The 17,019-nt window shown below is 71.5% G+C and carries 16 protein-coding genes and 1 pseudogene; 11 read left to right on the plus strand and 6 right to left on the minus strand.

The genetic code is table 11. The features are described from left to right. Window positions 1-51 precede the first annotated feature (51 nt). Window positions 52-798: a DUF2202 domain-containing protein gene (locus ACIF9R_RS27995; protein WP_399985155.1), complete on the minus strand. Its 747-nt coding sequence runs from the start codon at window positions 796-798 to the stop codon at window positions 52-54. 173 nt (window positions 799-971) lie between these two features. Here ACIF9R_RS27995 and ACIF9R_RS28000 point away from each other — a divergent pair, with 173 nt between their 5' ends. Next, the gene (locus ACIF9R_RS28000; RefSeq protein ID WP_399985156.1) at window positions 972-1,667 is read left to right on the plus strand and encodes a response regulator transcription factor; all 696 of its coding nucleotides are present in this window, start codon (window positions 972-974) and stop codon (window positions 1,665-1,667) included. Further along, on the plus strand, window positions 1,657-3,120 hold the full coding sequence (locus ACIF9R_RS28005; RefSeq protein WP_399985157.1) for an ATP-binding protein: 1,464 nt from the start codon (window positions 1,657-1,659) through the stop codon (window positions 3,118-3,120). The genes ACIF9R_RS28000 and ACIF9R_RS28005 overlap by 11 nt, the downstream gene beginning before the upstream one ends. 161 nt (window positions 3,121-3,281) lie before the next feature. Here the strand turns inward: ACIF9R_RS28005 and ACIF9R_RS28010 are convergent, their stop codons facing one another. The 3 genes from ACIF9R_RS28010 to ACIF9R_RS28020 are packed head-to-tail and all read right to left on the minus strand — an operon-like array spanning window position 3,282 to window position 6,306. Continuing rightward, the gene (locus ACIF9R_RS28010) at window positions 3,282-3,917 is read right to left on the minus strand and encodes a lactate utilization protein C (RefSeq protein WP_399985158.1); all 636 of its coding nucleotides are present in this window, start codon (window positions 3,915-3,917) and stop codon (window positions 3,282-3,284) included. Next, entirely contained in the window at window positions 3,914-5,533 is a 1,620-nt protein-coding gene (locus ACIF9R_RS28015) for a lactate utilization protein B (protein ID WP_399985159.1), read from the minus strand. Before ACIF9R_RS28015 ends, ACIF9R_RS28010 begins: the two co-directional genes overlap by 4 nt. Continuing rightward, window positions 5,530-6,306, minus strand: a complete 777-nt coding sequence (locus ACIF9R_RS28020; RefSeq protein WP_399985160.1) for a (Fe-S)-binding protein — start codon at window positions 6,304-6,306, stop codon at window positions 5,530-5,532. The genes ACIF9R_RS28015 and ACIF9R_RS28020 overlap by 4 nt, the downstream gene beginning before the upstream one ends. A 115-nt stretch (window positions 6,307-6,421) precedes the next feature. On the opposite strand from ACIF9R_RS28020, the pseudogene ACIF9R_RS28025 reads away from it, so the two are divergent. Next, window positions 6,422-7,327, plus strand: a pseudogene (locus ACIF9R_RS28025) (L-lactate permease); the annotation flags it as partial. A 29-nt stretch (window positions 7,328-7,356) separates the two neighbouring features. Here ACIF9R_RS28025 and ACIF9R_RS28030 read toward each other — a convergent pair. Continuing rightward, window positions 7,357-8,100 carry a FadR/GntR family transcriptional regulator gene (locus ACIF9R_RS28030; protein ID WP_399985161.1) on the minus strand — a complete coding sequence of 248 codons (744 nt, stop codon included), beginning with the start codon at window positions 8,098-8,100 and terminating at the stop codon, window positions 7,357-7,359. Between the two features lie 893 nt (window positions 8,101-8,993). Here ACIF9R_RS28030 and ACIF9R_RS28035 point away from each other — a divergent pair. Continuing rightward, window positions 8,994-9,272, plus strand: coding sequence for a hypothetical protein (locus ACIF9R_RS28035; protein WP_399985162.1), 279 nt, complete (start codon window positions 8,994-8,996; stop codon window positions 9,270-9,272). A gap of 368 nt (window positions 9,273-9,640) precedes the next feature. On the opposite strand, the gene ACIF9R_RS28040 is transcribed toward ACIF9R_RS28035, so the two are convergent. Beyond that, window positions 9,641-10,561, minus strand: coding sequence for a LysR family transcriptional regulator (locus ACIF9R_RS28040; protein ID WP_399985163.1), 921 nt, complete (start codon window positions 10,559-10,561; stop codon window positions 9,641-9,643). 146 nt (window positions 10,562-10,707) lie between these two features. On the opposite strand from ACIF9R_RS28040, the gene ACIF9R_RS28045 reads away from it, so the two are divergent. The 7 genes from ACIF9R_RS28045 to ACIF9R_RS28075 are packed head-to-tail and all read left to right on the plus strand — an operon-like array spanning window position 10,708 to window position 17,019. Continuing rightward, window positions 10,708-11,646 (plus strand): VOC family protein, encoded by a 939-nt coding sequence (locus ACIF9R_RS28045; RefSeq protein ID WP_399985164.1) that lies wholly within the window; start codon window positions 10,708-10,710, stop codon window positions 11,644-11,646. Between the two features lie 24 nt (window positions 11,647-11,670). Continuing rightward, a complete protein-coding gene (locus ACIF9R_RS28050) occupies window positions 11,671-13,074 on the plus strand; it encodes a Rieske 2Fe-2S domain-containing protein (RefSeq protein ID WP_399985165.1) in 1,404 nt (467 codons plus the stop codon). After that, the gene (locus ACIF9R_RS28055) at window positions 13,071-13,601 is read left to right on the plus strand and encodes an aromatic-ring-hydroxylating dioxygenase subunit beta (protein ID WP_399985166.1); all 531 of its coding nucleotides are present in this window, start codon (window positions 13,071-13,073) and stop codon (window positions 13,599-13,601) included. Before ACIF9R_RS28050 ends, ACIF9R_RS28055 begins: the two co-directional genes overlap by 4 nt. Next, window positions 13,598-13,798 carry a ferredoxin gene (locus ACIF9R_RS28060; RefSeq protein WP_399985167.1) on the plus strand — a complete coding sequence of 67 codons (201 nt, stop codon included), beginning with the start codon at window positions 13,598-13,600 and terminating at the stop codon, window positions 13,796-13,798. The genes ACIF9R_RS28055 and ACIF9R_RS28060 overlap by 4 nt, the downstream gene beginning before the upstream one ends. Before the next feature lie 3 nt (window positions 13,799-13,801). After that, a complete protein-coding gene (locus tag ACIF9R_RS28065; protein WP_399985168.1) occupies window positions 13,802-15,007 on the plus strand; it encodes an NAD(P)/FAD-dependent oxidoreductase in 1,206 nt (401 codons plus the stop codon). A 33-nt stretch (window positions 15,008-15,040) separates the two neighbouring features. After that, window positions 15,041-15,868: an SDR family oxidoreductase gene (locus ACIF9R_RS28070; RefSeq protein WP_399985169.1), complete on the plus strand. Its 828-nt coding sequence runs from the start codon at window positions 15,041-15,043 to the stop codon at window positions 15,866-15,868. A 2-nt stretch (window positions 15,869-15,870) separates the two neighbouring features. Beyond that, window positions 15,871-17,019: an alpha/beta hydrolase family protein gene (locus tag ACIF9R_RS28075; protein WP_399985170.1), complete on the plus strand. Its 1,149-nt coding sequence runs from the start codon at window positions 15,871-15,873 to the stop codon at window positions 17,017-17,019.

Consider the following 17,019-nt stretch of genomic DNA (forward strand, 5'->3'; position numbering starts at 1 on the left):
CGGCCGACGCTCCGACGGTCCCGGGCCTGCGCCGGCCGGTACGGGCCTGGTCTACTCGCCGGTGATCCAGCGGTCGAACGCCTCCTGGTGCCGTTCCGAGCCGGCGAGCAGGTTGCCGTAGACCTGGCGCGCGTCCGGGGCGGTGAGTCCGGACAGGGCCTCGGTCAGTGCGTCGATGTCATCGGCCTCGAACGTGCGCCCCACCTTCAGGGCTTCGGACAGACTCTCCTCGCCCTGCGCCAGAAGCCGGTCGTAGGAGGCCTGGACGTCGGGATCGGCGAACTCGCCGGCCGGCTTCCCGGCGGTCGGGTCGGTGACGTCGTAGCGGTCCAGCAGAGTGCGGACAGCGGTCAGGTGCTGGGTCTCGGACTCCGCGATCCGCTCGAAGATCCGGACGTCGTAGCGCTCGCCGAACGCCGTGTAGAGGTCGTGTGCGAGCTTCTCCTCCTCGGCCATGCCCGCCAGGGTGTCCTTCTGCTCGGCCGTCAGGGTGCCCTGTTCGGCCAGGACGCCCCCGTCGCAGTCCCCGCCGCCGCCCTGCCGGGGGCCCGCGTCGCCGCCGCGGTGCTGCCCTTGTTCTCCTTGTCCCCCTTGATGCCCCTGGCCCTGCTGGTGCCCTCGGTCTCCCTGGCGCTGCAGGTCCTCTGCGCTCGGCGGCGCGCTGCGGGACGTGGTCTGTGCGGCCACCGTCCCGGCGGCACCGCCCGGGTCCGCGGCCACCGGGCCGGCGGCCAGCACGCCACCGATGGCGAGAGCACTCGCGGTGACCGCCGTCGCGATCTTGATGTTGCGCCTCATGATGAACCTCCTCGGGACCGCGGGAACCTTCTCTGTTCCCGCACCGTCACCCTCGCGCCGGGCCCTGCAGTCGCCGTGGGCCGCGTGTGGAGACGGGATGGAGATGGACCCGACGGGCGGGTTCGGCCCGTTCGGCCCTCGCCGGGACCCGCTCCGGCGGGTAGGAGTGGAATATGGCCGCCACGGTGCTCGTCGTCGAGGACGAGAAGGAGATCCGCGAGCTGTTGCGCCGCTATCTGGAGCGCGCGGGGTACGGGGTGCTCACCACCGGGTCGGGCGCCGAGGCCGTACGGCTGCTCGGCGAGGGTGGCGTCGACCTGGCCCTGCTCGACCTCGGCCTGCCCGACGTGGACGGGGAGGAGGTGCTGCGGGAGGCCCGCGAACACGGACGGGTGCCGGTGGTGGTGCTGACCGCGCGCACGGGCGTCGAGGACCGGATCCACGGGCTCCGGCTGGGGGCCGACGACTATGTGACCAAGCCGTTCAGTCCCACCGAGGTGGTGCTGCGGGTGGGTGCGGTGCTGGAGCGGGCCCGGGGCGCGTCGGCGGGGGCGGCGCCGGTCGTGTCGTACGGCGGGGGACGGCTGCGGATCGACGAGACCCGGCACGAGGTGACCCTGGCGGGGGTGCCGGTGGAACTGACACCCACCGAGTGGGGTCTGCTGACCGCGCTCGCCTCGGTGCCGGGCCGTGCGTACTCGCGCTACGAGCTGGTCAACCGGGTGCGCGGCTACGAGTTCGCCGGGTACGAGCGGACGATCGACTCGCATGTGAAGAACCTGCGGCACAAGCTCGGGGACGTCGGCCCCGAGCTGGTCGAGACGGTGCTGGGCGTGGGCTACCGGCTGGGGTGGTCCCGTGACCCCTGAGCCCCGTGCCGCACGCCCCGGCGGGCTGGGCCCGCTGGGCCGGCGGCTGTTCGCCGCGTTCGCCGTGGTCGTGCTGGCGTCCGTGGCGCTGCTGACGGCCGCGGCGCTCGTCGGCACCGACCGCGGGCTCAGCAGTGCCCACCGGGCCGACCGGCAGCGCACCGTTGCTCGGGTGGCCGCGGCGGCCGCCGACGCCTATCGCGCCGCGGACGGCTGGTCGGCCGCCGACCTCTCGACGGCGCGTTCCGTCGCCGCCGGTGCCGACGCGGTGCTCACCGTGCGGAACGCGGACGGCGAGGTGGTGTCCGGTGCATTCGCGAGACCGAACGAGAACGGCGGCGGCCCGGATCGCGAACGTCGTGAGCGGGGTGCCGGCACGGGGCCCGGAGCGCAGGCGCCCGTGGTCGTCGACGGTGGCACCGTCGGCTCCGTCCGCCTGGTCTTCTCCCCCGGCTCCGGGTCGGCGGGACTGTCGGTCGCCTGGGGGTGGATCGCGGCGGCCACCGCCGGTGCGCTGGCCCTGGCTCTGGCCGTGAGCTGGTACGTCACCCGGCGCCTGACCGCTCCCGTGGTCCGTGTCGCGGCCTCCGCCCGTGCGCTGGCCGCCGGTGACCGCTCGGCGCGGGCCCGGGTCGAGGCACCCGGCGAGCTGGGCGACCTCGCCCGCGCCTTCGACGCCATGGCCGACGACGTCGGCCGCGCCGAGCAGGCGCGTCACCGGCTCGCCGCGGACGTCGCACATGAGCTGCGCACGCCTCTGGCCTCGCTGCGGGCAGGTCTGGAGGAACTGCGGGACGGCCTCGCCGATCCGTCGGCCCGGCGTCTCGCCTCCCTGCACGACCAGGCGCTGCGGCTGGGCCGTGTCGTCGACGACCTCGGGGAACTCGCGGAGGCCGAGTCGGCCCGCTTCGCCCTGCACCTGGCCGAGGTGGATCTGACCGAGCTGGCCGGGGCCGCCGTGGCCGAGCGGGAGGCCGAGCTGCACACCGCCGGGCTGACCGTGCGCACCGTCCCGGGTCCGGCTCCCCTGCTGGTCCGCGCGGACGCGGACCGGCTGCACCAGGCGCTCGGCAATCTGCTGAGCAACACCGCCCGCCACTGCCGTCCCGGCGACTCCGTCACCGTCACGACGTCCGCCACGTCCTCCGAGGCGCTCGTCGAGGTGGCCGACACCGGGCCCGGCATCCCCGCCGAGGAGCTGCCGCACGTCTTCGACCGGCTGTGGCGCGGGGCGCGTGCGCGTGCGGGCGGCGGCAGCGGCATCGGCCTGGCCGTCGTCAAGGAGCTGGTCACCGCCCACGGAGGCACGGTCGCCGTGGACTCCGGGCCGGAGGGCGGGGTCCGGATGACCGTCCGGCTGCCCAGGGCCGCACCGCGGGCGACCCGGTCCGCTCCCGGCGCCGCCGCCGCGACGGGAACCACCCCCGGGGAAGATGTCCCAGGGGGTGGGTGACGCCTGACGCTCGAGTACGCCGGGGAGCAGCTCGCCCAAGACCGTTCGGTGGCCGTTCGGACCGGAGCAACGCGACGGTCCCGCTCGGCGTGCGGGCCCTGTTCCCCGCCTCCGCCACCGCGCGGGCGGGGACCCGGCGCGGGCGCGGGAACGGGTGCCGCTCAGGAGTCCGTGCGGATCACCACGACCAGGGTGCGCGGACCGTGCACCCCCTCGACGCGCTCCAGTTCGATGTCGGAGGTGGCCGACGGGCCGCTGATCAGCGTGGTCGGGCGTTCCGGGATCAGCCGGGCGACCGCCTCCGGCACTCCGGGTACCACCGACGACAGGTCGACGACGCAGACGTGCAGGTCGGGGACGAGGGACAGGGCGCGCCGGCCCTGTCCGGGGCCTCCGTCGAGGAAGATCGTGCCGGTCTCGGCGCAGCCGGCCGCGGACGCGGTGACCACGCCGTCCAGTTCGCCGAGCCGGCGGGCCGGGATGTCCGGGGAGTCCCACTGGACCTCGCCGTCGTAGGCGGCGAGCCAGGCCGGGTCGAGGTCGGCGGGCGCGCCGGCCCGGCGCGCCCCGTGCTCGTGGAGCGCCTCGGCGATCATGGCCGGGGCGCGGTCGGCGGTGCAGGTGCGCACCTGGGCCTTGTAGTCGACCAGGCGGTCCACGAAGAGCGCCAGCCGTTCGTCATCGTGCAGCGTACGGCCGGTGCGGTAGGCGCGGGGGATCGTCACCTCCGCCGGGCGGGCGAGGGCGAGGGCGTCCCGGACACGTCCGAGCACCGCCTCGCGTGCGGTCGCGGTCACCGGTTCTCCTCCTCGTGGGGGTGGTCTGCGGTCCGGGCGCCCTCCTCGGCGGCGGCCCGCAGGGTGGCCTCGCCCTCCTCGGCGGCGGCCCGCAGGGTGGCCTCGCCCTCCTCGGCGGCGGCCCGCAGGGTGGCCTCGCCCTCCTCGGACGCCAGCCAGTCGCGGAAGGTCCGCCTGGGCGGGGCCGGGACGTCCCGGCTGTCGGTCCAGCCGTCGAACGGGGCCGGGAGGCGGGAGATCTTCCGGTCCCGCCCGGCCACCAGCCGGCCGCCGGGGCCGGCGGTCTTCTGCGCGGCCGTGAACAGCCTGGGCCGCTTCATCACCGTCGCGGCCGCCTTCATCGCCAGCTTCTCCGCGGTGGTGCCGGCCTGCTCGGTGTGCTGGTGCCGCAGCTCCACCAGGAGCGACGGGATGTCGATCTTCACCGGGCAGGCGTCGAAGCAGGCGCCGCACAGACTGGAGGCGAACGGCAGCGAGCTGTTCGGGTCGTTCTTCGCGGCGTGCATCCCGGCGAGCTGTGGGGTGAGCACGGCGCCGATGGGTCCGGGATACGTCGACCCGTAGGCGTGGCCGCCGGCCCGCTCGTACACCGGACAGACGTTGAGGCAGGCGGAGCAGCGGATGCAGTTGAGCGCCTCGCGGCCGATCCGGTCGGCGAGCGCCGCCGTGCGCCCGTTGTCGAGGAGCACCAGGTGGAAGGTCTGCGGGCCGTCCCCCGGGGTCACGCCGGTCCACAGCGACGTGTACGGGTTCATCCGCTCACCGGTGGAGGAGCGCGGCAGCAGTTGCAGGAAGACTTCCAGGTCCCGGTAGCGCGGCAGCACCTTCTCGATGCCCATGACGGTGATCAGGGTGTCCGGCATGGTCAGGCACATGCGGCCGTTGCCCTCGGACTCGACGACCGACAGCGTGCCGGTCTCGGCGATGCCGAAGTTGGCGCCGGAGACGGCCACCGGGACCGTCATGAACTTCTCCCGGAGATAGACCCGGGCCGCGGCCGCCAGATGGGCCGGCACGGAGTCGAGACCGGGGTCGACGCCCGGGATGGCGGCGCGGAAGATGTCCCTGACCTCGTGCCGGTTGCGGTGGATCGCCGGGACCAGGATGTGCGAGGGCTTGTCGTCCGCGAGCTGCACGATCAGCTCGGCGAGGTCGGTCTCGTACGCGGTGATGCCCCGGGTCGCGAGGTGTTCGTTGAGGCCGATCTCCTGGGTGGCCATCGACTTGACCTTGATGACCTCGTCGCTTCCGGTCTCCTCGACGAGCCGGGTGACGATCGCGTTGGCCTCGGCGCCGTCGCGCGCCCAGTGGACGGTGCCGCCGTGCTCGGTGACCTTGCGTTCCAGCTGTTCGAGCAGCTCGGGCAGCCGGTTCATGGTGTCCGTCTTGATCGCCGAGCCGGCGTCGCGCAGCCGCTCCCAGTCGGGCAGTTCACCGGTGACGGCGAGCCGCTTGGCGCGGATGGTGTGGGTGGCCTTGCGGAGGTTGCCGCGCAGCTGCTCGTTGCGCAGTTCGTCATGGGCGGCCGCGGGGAACGTGCGCTCGCCGCGCAGGTTGCCGGTCCCGTACGGGGAGCGGGGCGGGAGGGCAGGCAGGCCGAGGAAGGTGCTGCTCATCGGGCGGTGGCCTCCGTCTCCGGAAGGACGCAGGGTGAGGTGCGGGTGGAGGCGAGGATCTGCGCGAGGTGCAGGGTGCGGGTCCCGGCCTTGATGCGGGACAGGCCCCCGCCGATGTGCATCAGGCAGGACGAGTCGCCGGCCGTGCACACGTCCGCCCCCGTGGACAGCACATCGCGCACCTTGTCCTGGAGCATGGCGGTGGACGTGTCCGCGTTCTTGACCGCGAACGTGCCGCCGAAACCGCAGCAGGCGTCGGCCTCCGGCAGCTCCACCAGGTCGATGCCGTCGACCGCGTTCAGCAGGCGCAACGGCTTGTCCCCCACCCGCAGCATGCGCAGCGAGTGGCAGGTCGGGTGGTAGGTCACCCGGTACGGGAACCAGGCGCCGACGTCGGTCACGCCGAGCACGTCGACGAGGAACTCCGACAGCTCGTAGGTCTTGGCCTTGACGGTGGTGACGGCGTCGACCAGGGCCGCGTCCCCGTACCGTTCGGCGACGATCCGGTGCTGGTGGCGCACCGAGCCCGCACAGGAACCGGACGGCATGACCACGGCCTCGATCGACGGGTCGCCGAACTGTTCGGCGAAGCCGCGCACCAGTGGGACCGGTTCGCGCTGGTAGCCGGTATTGACGTGCATCTGACCGCAGCACGTCTGCTCAGGCGGAAACACCACGTCGTGGCCCAGCCGGGTGAGCAGCACGGCGGTCGCCTTCACCGCGTCAGGGAACAGCGTGTCCCCCAGACAGGTGGCGAAGAGTCCGATGCGCATGGAGCCTCCCTTATTCGGTCGGACCATATTAGGCATCGACCGATTCGACCACCAGAGTTCGGTCCGACCTTATTGACATGTGAGGTCATCGGTGTCCTACTGATGCCCGCTTCAGAGCGCCGTCGGCCGCGGCGACCTGCGCATCCAGGCGATGCTCATCGCCTTCTGCTTCGGCGGCCTCCTGGAGGCACTGGCCGGCTTCGGCGCACCCGTCGCCATCACCGCCGCGATGCTCATGGCGATCGGCCTGCCGCCACTCAAGGCGGCCGTGACCGTGCTGGTCGCCAACACGGCCCCCGTCGCCTTCGGCGCCATGGCCATCCCGATCACCACGGCCGGCAACCTCACCGGCATCGCGCCCGAGGACATCGCCGCCGTCGTCGGCCGGCAGACACCGCTGATCGCGCTCTTCGTCCCGATGCTGCCGCTCTTCCTCGTCGACGGCGCCCGCGGCTTCCGGCAGCTGTGGCCCATCGCCCTGGTCACCGGACTCGTCTTCGCCGTGGCCCAGTTCTGGTGCGCGTCCCACTTCGCGTACGAACTCACCGACGTGGTCTCCGCGTTGGCAGGCTTCGCAGCCGCCGTGATCATGCTGCGGTTCTGGGCGCCGAAGACCCCCGCCGACCAGCGCTCCCAGGTCGAGGCAGAGCCGCTGACCCCGCGCCGGGTCAGCCTGGCCGTCCTGCCGTACGTGCTGGTGATCGCGGTCTTCGCGCTGGCCGAGCTCAAGGCCGGCGGACTCGACGTCCCCGCGCTGCTCGGCCGGTTCAAGATCGAGCTCCAGTGGCCCGGTCTGTACGGCAACCTGGTCGCCGGCGACGGCTCCCCGTCCGCCAGTGCGATCTACAAACTGGAGATCCTCGGCAATCCCGGCACCCTGCTGATCGACTCCGGCCTGCTGGTGACGCTCATCTACAGCCTCACGAGCGACGGCGACCGTTTCCCGATGTCCGCCCGCACCGGCCTGCTCGCCGCGGGCCGCACCCTGAAGAACATGCGCACGGCCATAGCCACGGTCGCGCTCTCCTGAATGCTGCCGCAGGGCCGCGGCTACTGCCCGGTGGGCCCCGGCTGCTGGTCGTCGACCAGGGTGCCGTGGAATCCTCGGATGTGCTTCTCGACCAGGTCGGCCGCTGCCGTGCCCTCGCCGGCCCGGACCAGACGCAGCAGTTCGGCGTGTTCGTTGTTCAGGGAACCGGCCGCGGCCGGCCAGTCGTCGACCGCCTCCAGGGCGCGAAGGATCAGGGGCCGCACGGACTCGCGCACCGCCGACGTGAGGGTGGACGTCAGCCGGTTGCCGGAGCTGCGGGCGATCAGGACGTGGAACCGGGTGTCGAGGTCGTTGAACTCCGCCACCTCCACACCGGGCTCCCGCATCCGCCACAGGAGAGTCTCCGCCTCCTCGATCTCCTCCGGCGAGGCGTGCCCGGCGGCGGCCTGGAAGCTGGAACGTTCCAGCGTGACCCGAGCCTCCAGGATGTCCTCCAGGCTGTAGCTGCCCAGCGCGAAGTGCAGCCGCAGCAGTCTGCCGAGGGCGTCGTCGGGGTGCCGCACGATCCGCGCCCCGGCGTCCGGTCCCCTGCCGGACTGGGCGACCAGCACGCCGATCGTCTCCAGCACGCGCAGCGCCTCACGCAGAGCGGACCTGCTGACGCCGAGCACGGGCGCCAGCTCCCGCTCGGGCGGCAGCCGGTCACCGGCCTTGAGCTCGCCGGCCAGCACCCGTGCCTCGATGGTCTCCAGCACGAGTTCATGGGTGCGGGACTGCCGGACGGGCTCCCACTCGACGGACATGACGCACTTCCCTCCGGATCAAAGGCCCTGGAACGACTATGTCACACATGTCATGTGGTCGGACCACAACCGTCACGGAGGGTGCTCATGTCACATCGTCACGCTGCTCCCGGCACGGACCGGCTCCAGCCGTAACACCGTTCCCGCCAACTCGACTTCAAGCGACTCAGCCATGAACACATCTTGTCCGACCGTCCCGTCATGCGGCCACGCAATGCCACAACAGGCCAGGGCTGCCCACGTGGAGCGGGTGCCGGAGGTGCGCCCCGCGTCGTCCACTGCTCCAGCGGACCACACCCCCTCGCCGTCGCCGACGCCCGTGGAACACGGCCGCGCGGTGACCGTGCCGGCCGCGGGCCGCATCGCCTCGTAGCCGGCCGACACCGTGCACGCATGGTGCGGTGCGCACCTCGGCGTCCGGGTGCGGCTCGTCCACCTGGACGATCCGGCCCGGTGGTGCCGCGCCGACGTGCTGGGCCGCTTGACCGCATACGCGCGGCGGCCCCAGGTGACGAGGAGTATGAAGCCGCGGCCGATCGGCCAGACGGGCCGTGCGACTCCACCGCGTACGCGGTGGAGGTGCGGCGAGCAGCCCCGCGGTGACCACGGCGGCCCCGGTCGGTCCAGCCGTACCGGTGACGCCGGTCAGGCCGTGGTGACCCCGGCGAGCGTGGCCCCGGTCGGTCCGGCCGCACCGGTGACGCCGGTCAGCGGCCGGGCGCCACGCGGCATCGGTGGGCGGCGCTCGTCCGGGCCGTCCGGAGACGACATCGGCGGCGCGGAACAAGACGGCCTCGCGGAATGCTGTTCCGTGTACCCGGCCGGGTCGAGGGCCGCGGCCGACACCCGTGGCGACGACCGTCACCGGCCCCCGGCGAAGGAGCGTGAGAGCGATGACGACGGCAGGATTCAACCGGCCCACCGCACATGAGGGCGGCGACATGGTCACCAGGTGCGGGCGCAGGATCGCCGTACGGCGTCTACGGCTCGCGTCCACGGACCGGCCCATCAACCGGATCGCCCTGGACGTCGGCCGGGACCAGGGCGGCGAACCGGGCACATGGGCGGCACTCACTCCCGGCGAGGCACGTGACCTGGCCCGCCTGCTCCTCCTGCAGGCCGGCCTCGCCCAGCACGACACCGAGCCCACCGGGCCGGCACACGACGTCTGAGGGCACTACGCCGACCGGCGCGGGTCGCTGTCCGGCGAAGGGTTGCTCACTCCCGCTGCCGCGCGCCTTCCTGACCAGCGACTCAGCGCGCCTTGCCGAGCCCTGCCGCAGCCCACGGGTCCGTACCGCCGCCCGTCCCGCACGGGGCCTGCCCACCTCTCGCCCGCCCGGGCAGCCGCGGCACGGACCTGCCGGAGCCGCTCGATCGATTCCCGCCCGGCGTCACCACTCGCGTATCGGCGCCCGTGAACGCGAGGGCGTGCGTCCGGCCGGGCGGAGGCCCCGCCGCTGACCGTCCGGTCGCCACGGAGCGCGACAACGCCCTGCCTGTCGACGGCCCTGTCCGTCGACAGGTTCCGCCCGGGTGGTCAGGTCCGGCTCGCCGGTTCCTCCTCGGCCAGGTCGGTCAGGCACTGGCGGAACCAGCGGTGTCCGGGATCGCGGTCGGTCCGATTGGTCCACGCCATGATCTCGGTGATGGGCTGGAGCCGCGGGATCGGCGGCTCGAGCAGGCGGATCCCCGCGGCCTCGCCGATCTTGCGGGCGAGCCGTTCGTGGACCAGCGTGATCAGTCGCGTACCGCTCAGCAGGAAGGGCGCCATACCGAACCCCGCGGTGATCTCGACGTTGCGCGGCACGCCCAGGAAGTCGAGCTGCATCTCCGACAGCCCGCGCAGATGCCCCGAGGACGCGGCCAGGTACGGGAGGGTCGTGAACTGCTCCAGGGTGATCTCGTCGCCCACCTCTGGATGGTTTTTGTCGACGGCGACCAGATAGCGGTCCCGGAAGAGCACCCGGTGCGGGAACTGCTCGTGCTCCTCGAAGGCTTCCCTCGGCATCACCAGCAGGTCGGCCCGGTGGCTGCGGAGTTGGTCGGCGAAGTCGTCGCCGGTCGGGAAGATGTTCAGCCGGATGCCGGGCGCCTCGACGGACAGCCGGGCGATGAGCGGCTGAAGGAACGTCATCGTCAAGTAGTCATTGGCTATCACCGAGAAGGTGCGTTCGGCCGTGGACGGGTCGAACGCCTCGCGCTGGGCGAGCACGATCTCGATGCCGGTGAGGATCTCGCGCACGGGCCCGGCGAGCGATTCGGCCAGCGGTGTGGCGACGAGCCCACGCCCTTCCCGGGTCAGCAGCGGGTCGTCGAAGAGTCTGCGCAGGCGGGACAGTGTCGACGACATCGCCGACTGTCCGATCGAGAGCCGCTCCGCCGCACGCGTCACACTCCGCTCGGTCATGAGCATGTCGAAAGCGACCAGCAGGTTGAGGTCGACACGGCGAAGGTCCATGGCGCCACAGTAATTGATTTCGTCGATGCCAGGCATTGCCAGGAATTGTTTGTGCGCGGTGTCAAACGTCATTACGTTCACCTGAACAGCGGATGAAGGCGCCCATTCCTCCCTCTCGCTGTCGTCGCACTCAACGAGGAGAAAACGTGACGAAGCCACTGATCACCCACTTGCGCCACGTGGCGATCGCGGCCCCCGACCTCGACCGCCAGCTGGCCTTCTACCGTGACCTCTGGGGCCTCACCTCCGTCGCCTCCGAGACCGGCGTGCACTTCCTGGCCGCCGAGGGATCGCCCGAGCAGTACATCGTGCGGCTGCGCAAGGACGATCAGAAGCGGCTCGACCTGGTCTCCTTCGGAGCCGGCTCCCCGGCGGACGTCGACACCCTCGCGGCGCGGCTGGGCGGGCAGGACGTTCGGATCGTGCACGACCCGCGGACGCTCGACACCCCCGGCGGCGGCTACGGCTTCCGGTTCTTCGACGGCGACGGACGCGTGGTCGAGGTCTCCGCGGACGTCTCCACCCGGGAGCACCGGGTGATCGAGGCCCGTGAGTCGATCCCCGTCCGCCTCTCGCACTTCGTGGTGAACTCCGACCACCCCGAGGCGACCGTCGACTGGTACGTCAAGCACCTCGGTTTCAAGCTCTCCGACACCCTCTGCCTCGGCGCCCGCGGTGACTTCATGTGGTTCCTGCGCTGCAACGACTGGCACCACTCCTTCGCGGTCTCCCGCGCTCCGCACGTCGCGGTCAACCACATCTCCTTCGAGATGCGCGGGATCGACGAGTACATGCGCGCCACCGGCCGGATGCTGCGTGAGGGCGCCCAGAAGATCTGGGGTCCCGGCCGTCACAAGGCCGGCGACAACACCTACTCCTACTTCCTGGACCGGGTCGGGAACTGCGTCGAGTACACCACCGAACTCGAGACCGTCGACTGGGACCGGCACCACCCGTCCGTCTACGACGTCACCAAGCCCGACTTCATCGACCAGTGGGGCACCGCGAACCAGATGAACGAGTTCGTGGCCAAGCAGCAGTTCAACGACCCCGACCGCGGCGTGTTCGTCGCGCCCCCGCTCTAACCACTCGTGGACAGGAAGTCAACGATGACTCTCACCAACGGACCCCAGTCGTCGGCGCCGTTCTCGACCCCGCTGAACGTGCTGCTCGACCGTGTCGAGCAGGACATGCGGGAGGATCTCGTCCCCGCCGAGATCTTCAACAGCGACGAGGTCTTCCGCGCCGAGATGGAGCGGATCTTCACCAACACATGGGTCTTCGTCGCCCATGAGAGCGAGATCCCCGAGGCCGGCGATTTCGTCCAGCGCAGAATCGGGCTCGACCCGGTCATCGTGACCCGCGACGGCAAGGGCGGCGTCAACGTCCTCTCCAACTACTGCCGGCACCGCGGCACCCAGGTCTGCCAGACCGACGCGGGCAACTCCCGCTTCTTCACCTGCCCCTACCACGGCTGGACCTACGCCAACGACGGGCGGCTGGTCGGTACGCCGCTGATGCACCGCGCGTACGGCGAGCCGCTGGACCCGAATCAGTGGAGCCTCAAGCGCGCCCCCCGGGTCGAGAACCGCAAGGGCTTCATCTTCGCCTCGCTGTCCGAGGACGTGCCCGAGCTGGAGGAGTGGCTCGGCGGCGGCGGCTGGATGCTCGACCTGATCACCCAGCTCCACCCCGACGGCATGCGCGTGGCCGGACCCCCCGAGCGCTACACGGTCAACGGCGACTGGAAGACGGCCGCGGAGAACTTCTCCGGCGACGTCTACCACCTGCCGACCCTGCACGCCAGCATCCAGGAGGTCGACCTGATCCAGGGCATCCAGGGCACCTGCGAGATCGGCCGGACCTACGAGTTCGAGAACGGGCACACCTTCATCGGCCACGCCTGGACCCAGGCCATCCACCCCGGCTTCACGCTGTGGGGCTACCCGGACGAGTACAAGGAGAAGTTCGACCTCAGCGGCCTGGACGAGACCCAGCGCTTCGTGGTCGACCACCAGCCTCCCACCGTGGGAACGATCTTCCCCAACTTCAGCTTCATCCGGATCTTCTCACCGCTCCCGGACGGCCCGCCGGCCGTCATGACCAGCTTCCGCCAGTGGCAGCCCGTCGCCCCGGGCAAGCTGGAGCTGTGGAACTGGCAGTTCGTGTGGAACTTCCAGGACGAGGAGTCTGCACAGCGCGACTACGTCGGCGGCCAGTACTGCTTCGGTTCGGCCGGGCTCTACGAGCAGGACGACACCGTCGCCTGGGAGGGCGTGGCCCGCGCCGCCGCCAGCCCGTGGATGCGCAAGGAAGACCTGAAGTTCCACTACCAGCAGGGTCTCAACTCGCCCGTGGACGACGCTCCGGACCCCGACTGGCGGGGACCCGGCGTCCACCGCAACACCGGCTACGGCGAACACGTGCAGTTCAACTTCCTCCGCCAGTGGCTGCGCCAGATGAAGAACGGCACCGCCACCGACGACCAGGCCACCGAAGGGACGCAGTCATGACCGCCGCCGAAGCCCCGGACACCCTCGCGGTGGACCCCGCGACGTACACCCTGGTCGCGCAGTTCCTGGCGCACGAGGCGCGTCTGCTGGACGAGGGACGCGAGGAGGAGTGGTTCGCCCTGCTCGACGACGAACTGCTCTACACCGTGCCGGCGCGCCGGTCGACCGAACCGCGCAGCATGGAGGTCGACCGCACCGCGTGGCGCATCCGGGACACCAAGGCGCACATACGGACCCGGATCGCCCGGACGAACACCGGGCACGCCTACTCCGAGGTGCCGCCGTCGCGCACCATGCGGCTGGTCGGCGGCGTCGAGGTACGGACCACGGACGAGCCCGGCGTCGTCGAGGCGTACAGCTCGCTGCTGCTCTACCGGCAGCGCGGGATCGACGTCCACTTCGACCTCGTCCCGTGCCGCCGCAACGACCGGGTCCGGCTCACGGACGCCGGCCCGCGGCTCCTGTCCCGCGAAGTGATCCTGACCGAGACCAGCCTCAAGACCGCCAACCTGGGGGTTTTCCTGTGACCAGCGTGACCGTCGACCCCGGGCGTTGCACCGCCTACGGCATCTGTGTCGGCATCCATCCCGAGGTCTTCGCCATTCCGGCCGGCAGCCCGTTCGCGGTCGTCACCCGCGACGTGCTGACCGAGGACGACCTGGAAGACGTCCGGGAGGCCGTCCGGGCCTGTCCCGCCCAGGCCCTGCGTCTGGTCGAGGGCTGACCGGTGGCTCGTGTCAACGACGGTGTCGTGATCGTCGGCGCGTCGGCGGCGGGCCTCTCCGCCGCCGACGGCCTGCGCGAGGGCGGCTACACAGGACCCCTCACCGTGCTCGACGAGGAGTTCGAGCCGGGGTACGACCGGCCGATGCTCTCCAAGAGCCTGCTGGCCACCGAGGAGCACGCCGGGCCGGCTCCGCTGCGGAGCGAGGAGCAACTGGCCGCCAAGAACATCGATCTCCTCGCCGGCCACGGAGCCATGGGTCTGGACATCGACCGCCGTCTCGTGGTGACCAACTGGGGTGAGGCGATCGGGTGGCGGCACGTCGTCATCGCGACCGGCGTCACGGCCCGCCCGGTCGTGACGGCCGGCGGCACCGCCCTGCCGACCCTGCGCACCCGTGCCGATCTGGCCACCGCCCGGCGCCTCGCCACGAGCGGCCGTCCGGTGACGCTGATCGGAGGGGGGTTCATCGGTCTGGAGGCGGCCGCCGCCCTCCGCTCGCACGGCGTCGAGGTGACCCTGCTGTGCGCGACCGAACTGCCCCTGGCGACGGTCGTCGGGGACGAGGTCGCCGGCTGGCTGAACCACCTGCACGTCACCCACGGGGTCTCCTTCGGCCTCGGCGACGCCGTCACCACCGTCGAGGAGACCGCACACGGCTACGACATCCGGCTGGCCGACGGGCGGACACGGCCGGCCACGAGCGTGCTCGCCGGGGTCGGTACGCAGCCGGCCACCGACTGGCTGATCGGTTCCGGCGTCGAGCTCGACCAGGGCGTCGTCGTCGACGCGGCCGGGCGGACGAACGTCGAGGGGGTGTGGGCCGCCGGTGACATCGCCGCCCGCCGGGGCCCGCTCCCCGGCCGGCCCCGGCGCTTCGAGCACTGGACGCACGCCATCGAGCAGGGCCGGCAGGTCGGGCTCAACATCGCCCGGGGCGAAGCCGTCGCCCACGAGGCCGTGCCCTATGTGTGGACCGAACAGTACGGAATCACCCTCCACATGCTCGGCGAGCGCCGGGCCGGCGACACCGACACCGTCGTCGAGGGCTCCCTCGGCACCGGCGAGTTCGTCGTCGTCCACGGCTCCGGCGACGAGCTGCACGGTGTCACCGTCTGCGGACGCGTCCGCGCCCTGCGGACGTACCGGAAGCTGCTGCGTGCCCGCGCCTCGTTGAAGGACGCCCTGGGCGCGGCGGCGTCCGCCTGACCCTTCCGCCGACTCCCCCACCAAGGAACCACCATGCAGTTGCTCGACAACCACGTCGTCCTCATCACCGGCGGCGGCTCCGGCCTCGGCCTCGGGATCGCCCGCCACTTCATCGGCGAGGGCGCGCAGGTCGCCATCCTGGAGATCTCCGCGGACAAACTCGCCGATCTCAAGGCAGAGTTCGGCGACGATGTGCTGCTCGTCCAGGGTGACGTCACCAGTACCGAGGATCTCCTCGCCTGCCGCCAGGCGGTCCTGGACCGCTTCGGCCGCCTCGACTCCCTCGTCGGCGCCCACGGCATCTTCGACGGCAACATCCCGCTGCGCGACGTCCCCCTCGACCGGGTCACCTCGCTGTTCGACGAGGTGTTCCATGTGGACACCCTCGGCTACATCCTGTCCGCCAAGGTCTTCCTCGACGATCTGGAGAAGACGAGCGGCTCCATCGTGCTGACCTCCTCCACGGCGGCCTACGCCGCCGACGGCGGCGGGCTCTTCTACACCGCGGCCAAGGGCGCGGTGCGCAGCGTGGTCAACCAGCTCGCGTTCGAGTTCGCGCCGAAGGTGCGGGTCAACGGTGTCGCCCCGTCGGGCATCGCCAACAGCCAGCTGCGCGGACCGCGGGCGCTCGGCCTGGAGAACAACAAGCAGTCCGACATACCCAAGGAGGACTTCGAGTCGCAGTTCCTCACCCTCGCCCTGCTCCCCACCCTGCCGACGCCGGAGGACTACGCGCCGCTCTACGCGTACCTCGCGTCCCGCAAGAACACCACCATGACCGGCCAGACGGTCATCGCCGACCAGGGCGTGTTCAACCGGGCCGTGATCAGCAACGGTGCCGCCGACCGCGTGGGGAAGTGACCGTGTTCCGCTACTTCCCGACCAACTACGTCTGGAGCCTGTCGGTCGGCATCGCCATGAACTGCGGTGGCCAGATCGGCGAGATCGACCAGATCTGCGCTCCGCTCGTGGACGCGGCCAGGGACGGCGACGACGCCGGCACCGAGAAGTTCTTCCGGTCCTGGTGCGACTTCGCCGACGGACTCGTCCGGCAGGCCGAACAGGATGTCGCCGAGGGGCACCCGCTGTCGGCCGCCGCGCGCTACTCCCGCGCCTCGGTCTACTACCTGGTCGCCGAGCGCATGCAGAGCCGCCACTACACGCCCCGCGAGGCCGCCTACCGCAAGTCCGTGGAGGCGTGCCGGCTCGCGATCGAACACGGCGGTGAGCGCGCCGAGTTCGTCGAGGTCCCCTACGAGGGTGCCTCGTACCCGGCGCTGTTCGTCCCGGCCGAGGGCGAGCCCCCGGCGGGGGGCTACCCGGTGATGGTGTTCTGCAACGGGCTGGACTCGATGAAGGAGATGCTGTTCCGGCTGGGCCTGCCACATCAGTTGGCGCGGCGCGGCATCGCGACGCTCTGCGTCGACCAGCCGGGCACCGGCGCCTCGCTGCGCGAGCGCGGACTGCACGCGGTCCACGACAGCGAGCGCTGGGCGAGTGCCGCGGTCGACTACCTGGAGACCCGGCCGGACGTCGACGCGACGCGCATCGGGATGAGCGGGGTGTCGCTCGGCGGCTACTACGCCCCGCGCGCGGCCGCCTTCGAGAAGCGCTTCAAGATCTGCGCCGTCTGGGGGGCCAACTACAACTGGGGCGAACTCCAGAAGCGCCGCCTGCAGCGCGAGGGCGAGAACCCGGTGCCGCACTACTGGGACCACGTCCAGTGGGTGTTCGGCAAGGACAGCCTGGAGGACTTCATGGCCTTCGCCCCGAGCATGACGCTGGACGGCGTGGTCGAGCGGATCACCGTCCCCTTCCTCGTCACGCACGGGGAGGACGACCGGCAGATCCCGATGGAGTTCGCCGTGCCCCAGTACGAGAACGCCGTGGGCAGTCCCGACCGCCACTTCAAGGTGTTCACCCGCGCCGAGGGCGGATCGTCGCACGCCGGCGCCGACAACGAAGCCGTTCCCGCGCACTACATCGCCGACTGGGTCGCCGACCGACTCTGA

Source organism: Streptomyces sp. NPDC086080 (assembly GCF_044540255.1).
Lineage (GTDB): Bacteria > Actinomycetota > Actinomycetes > Streptomycetales > Streptomycetaceae > Streptomyces.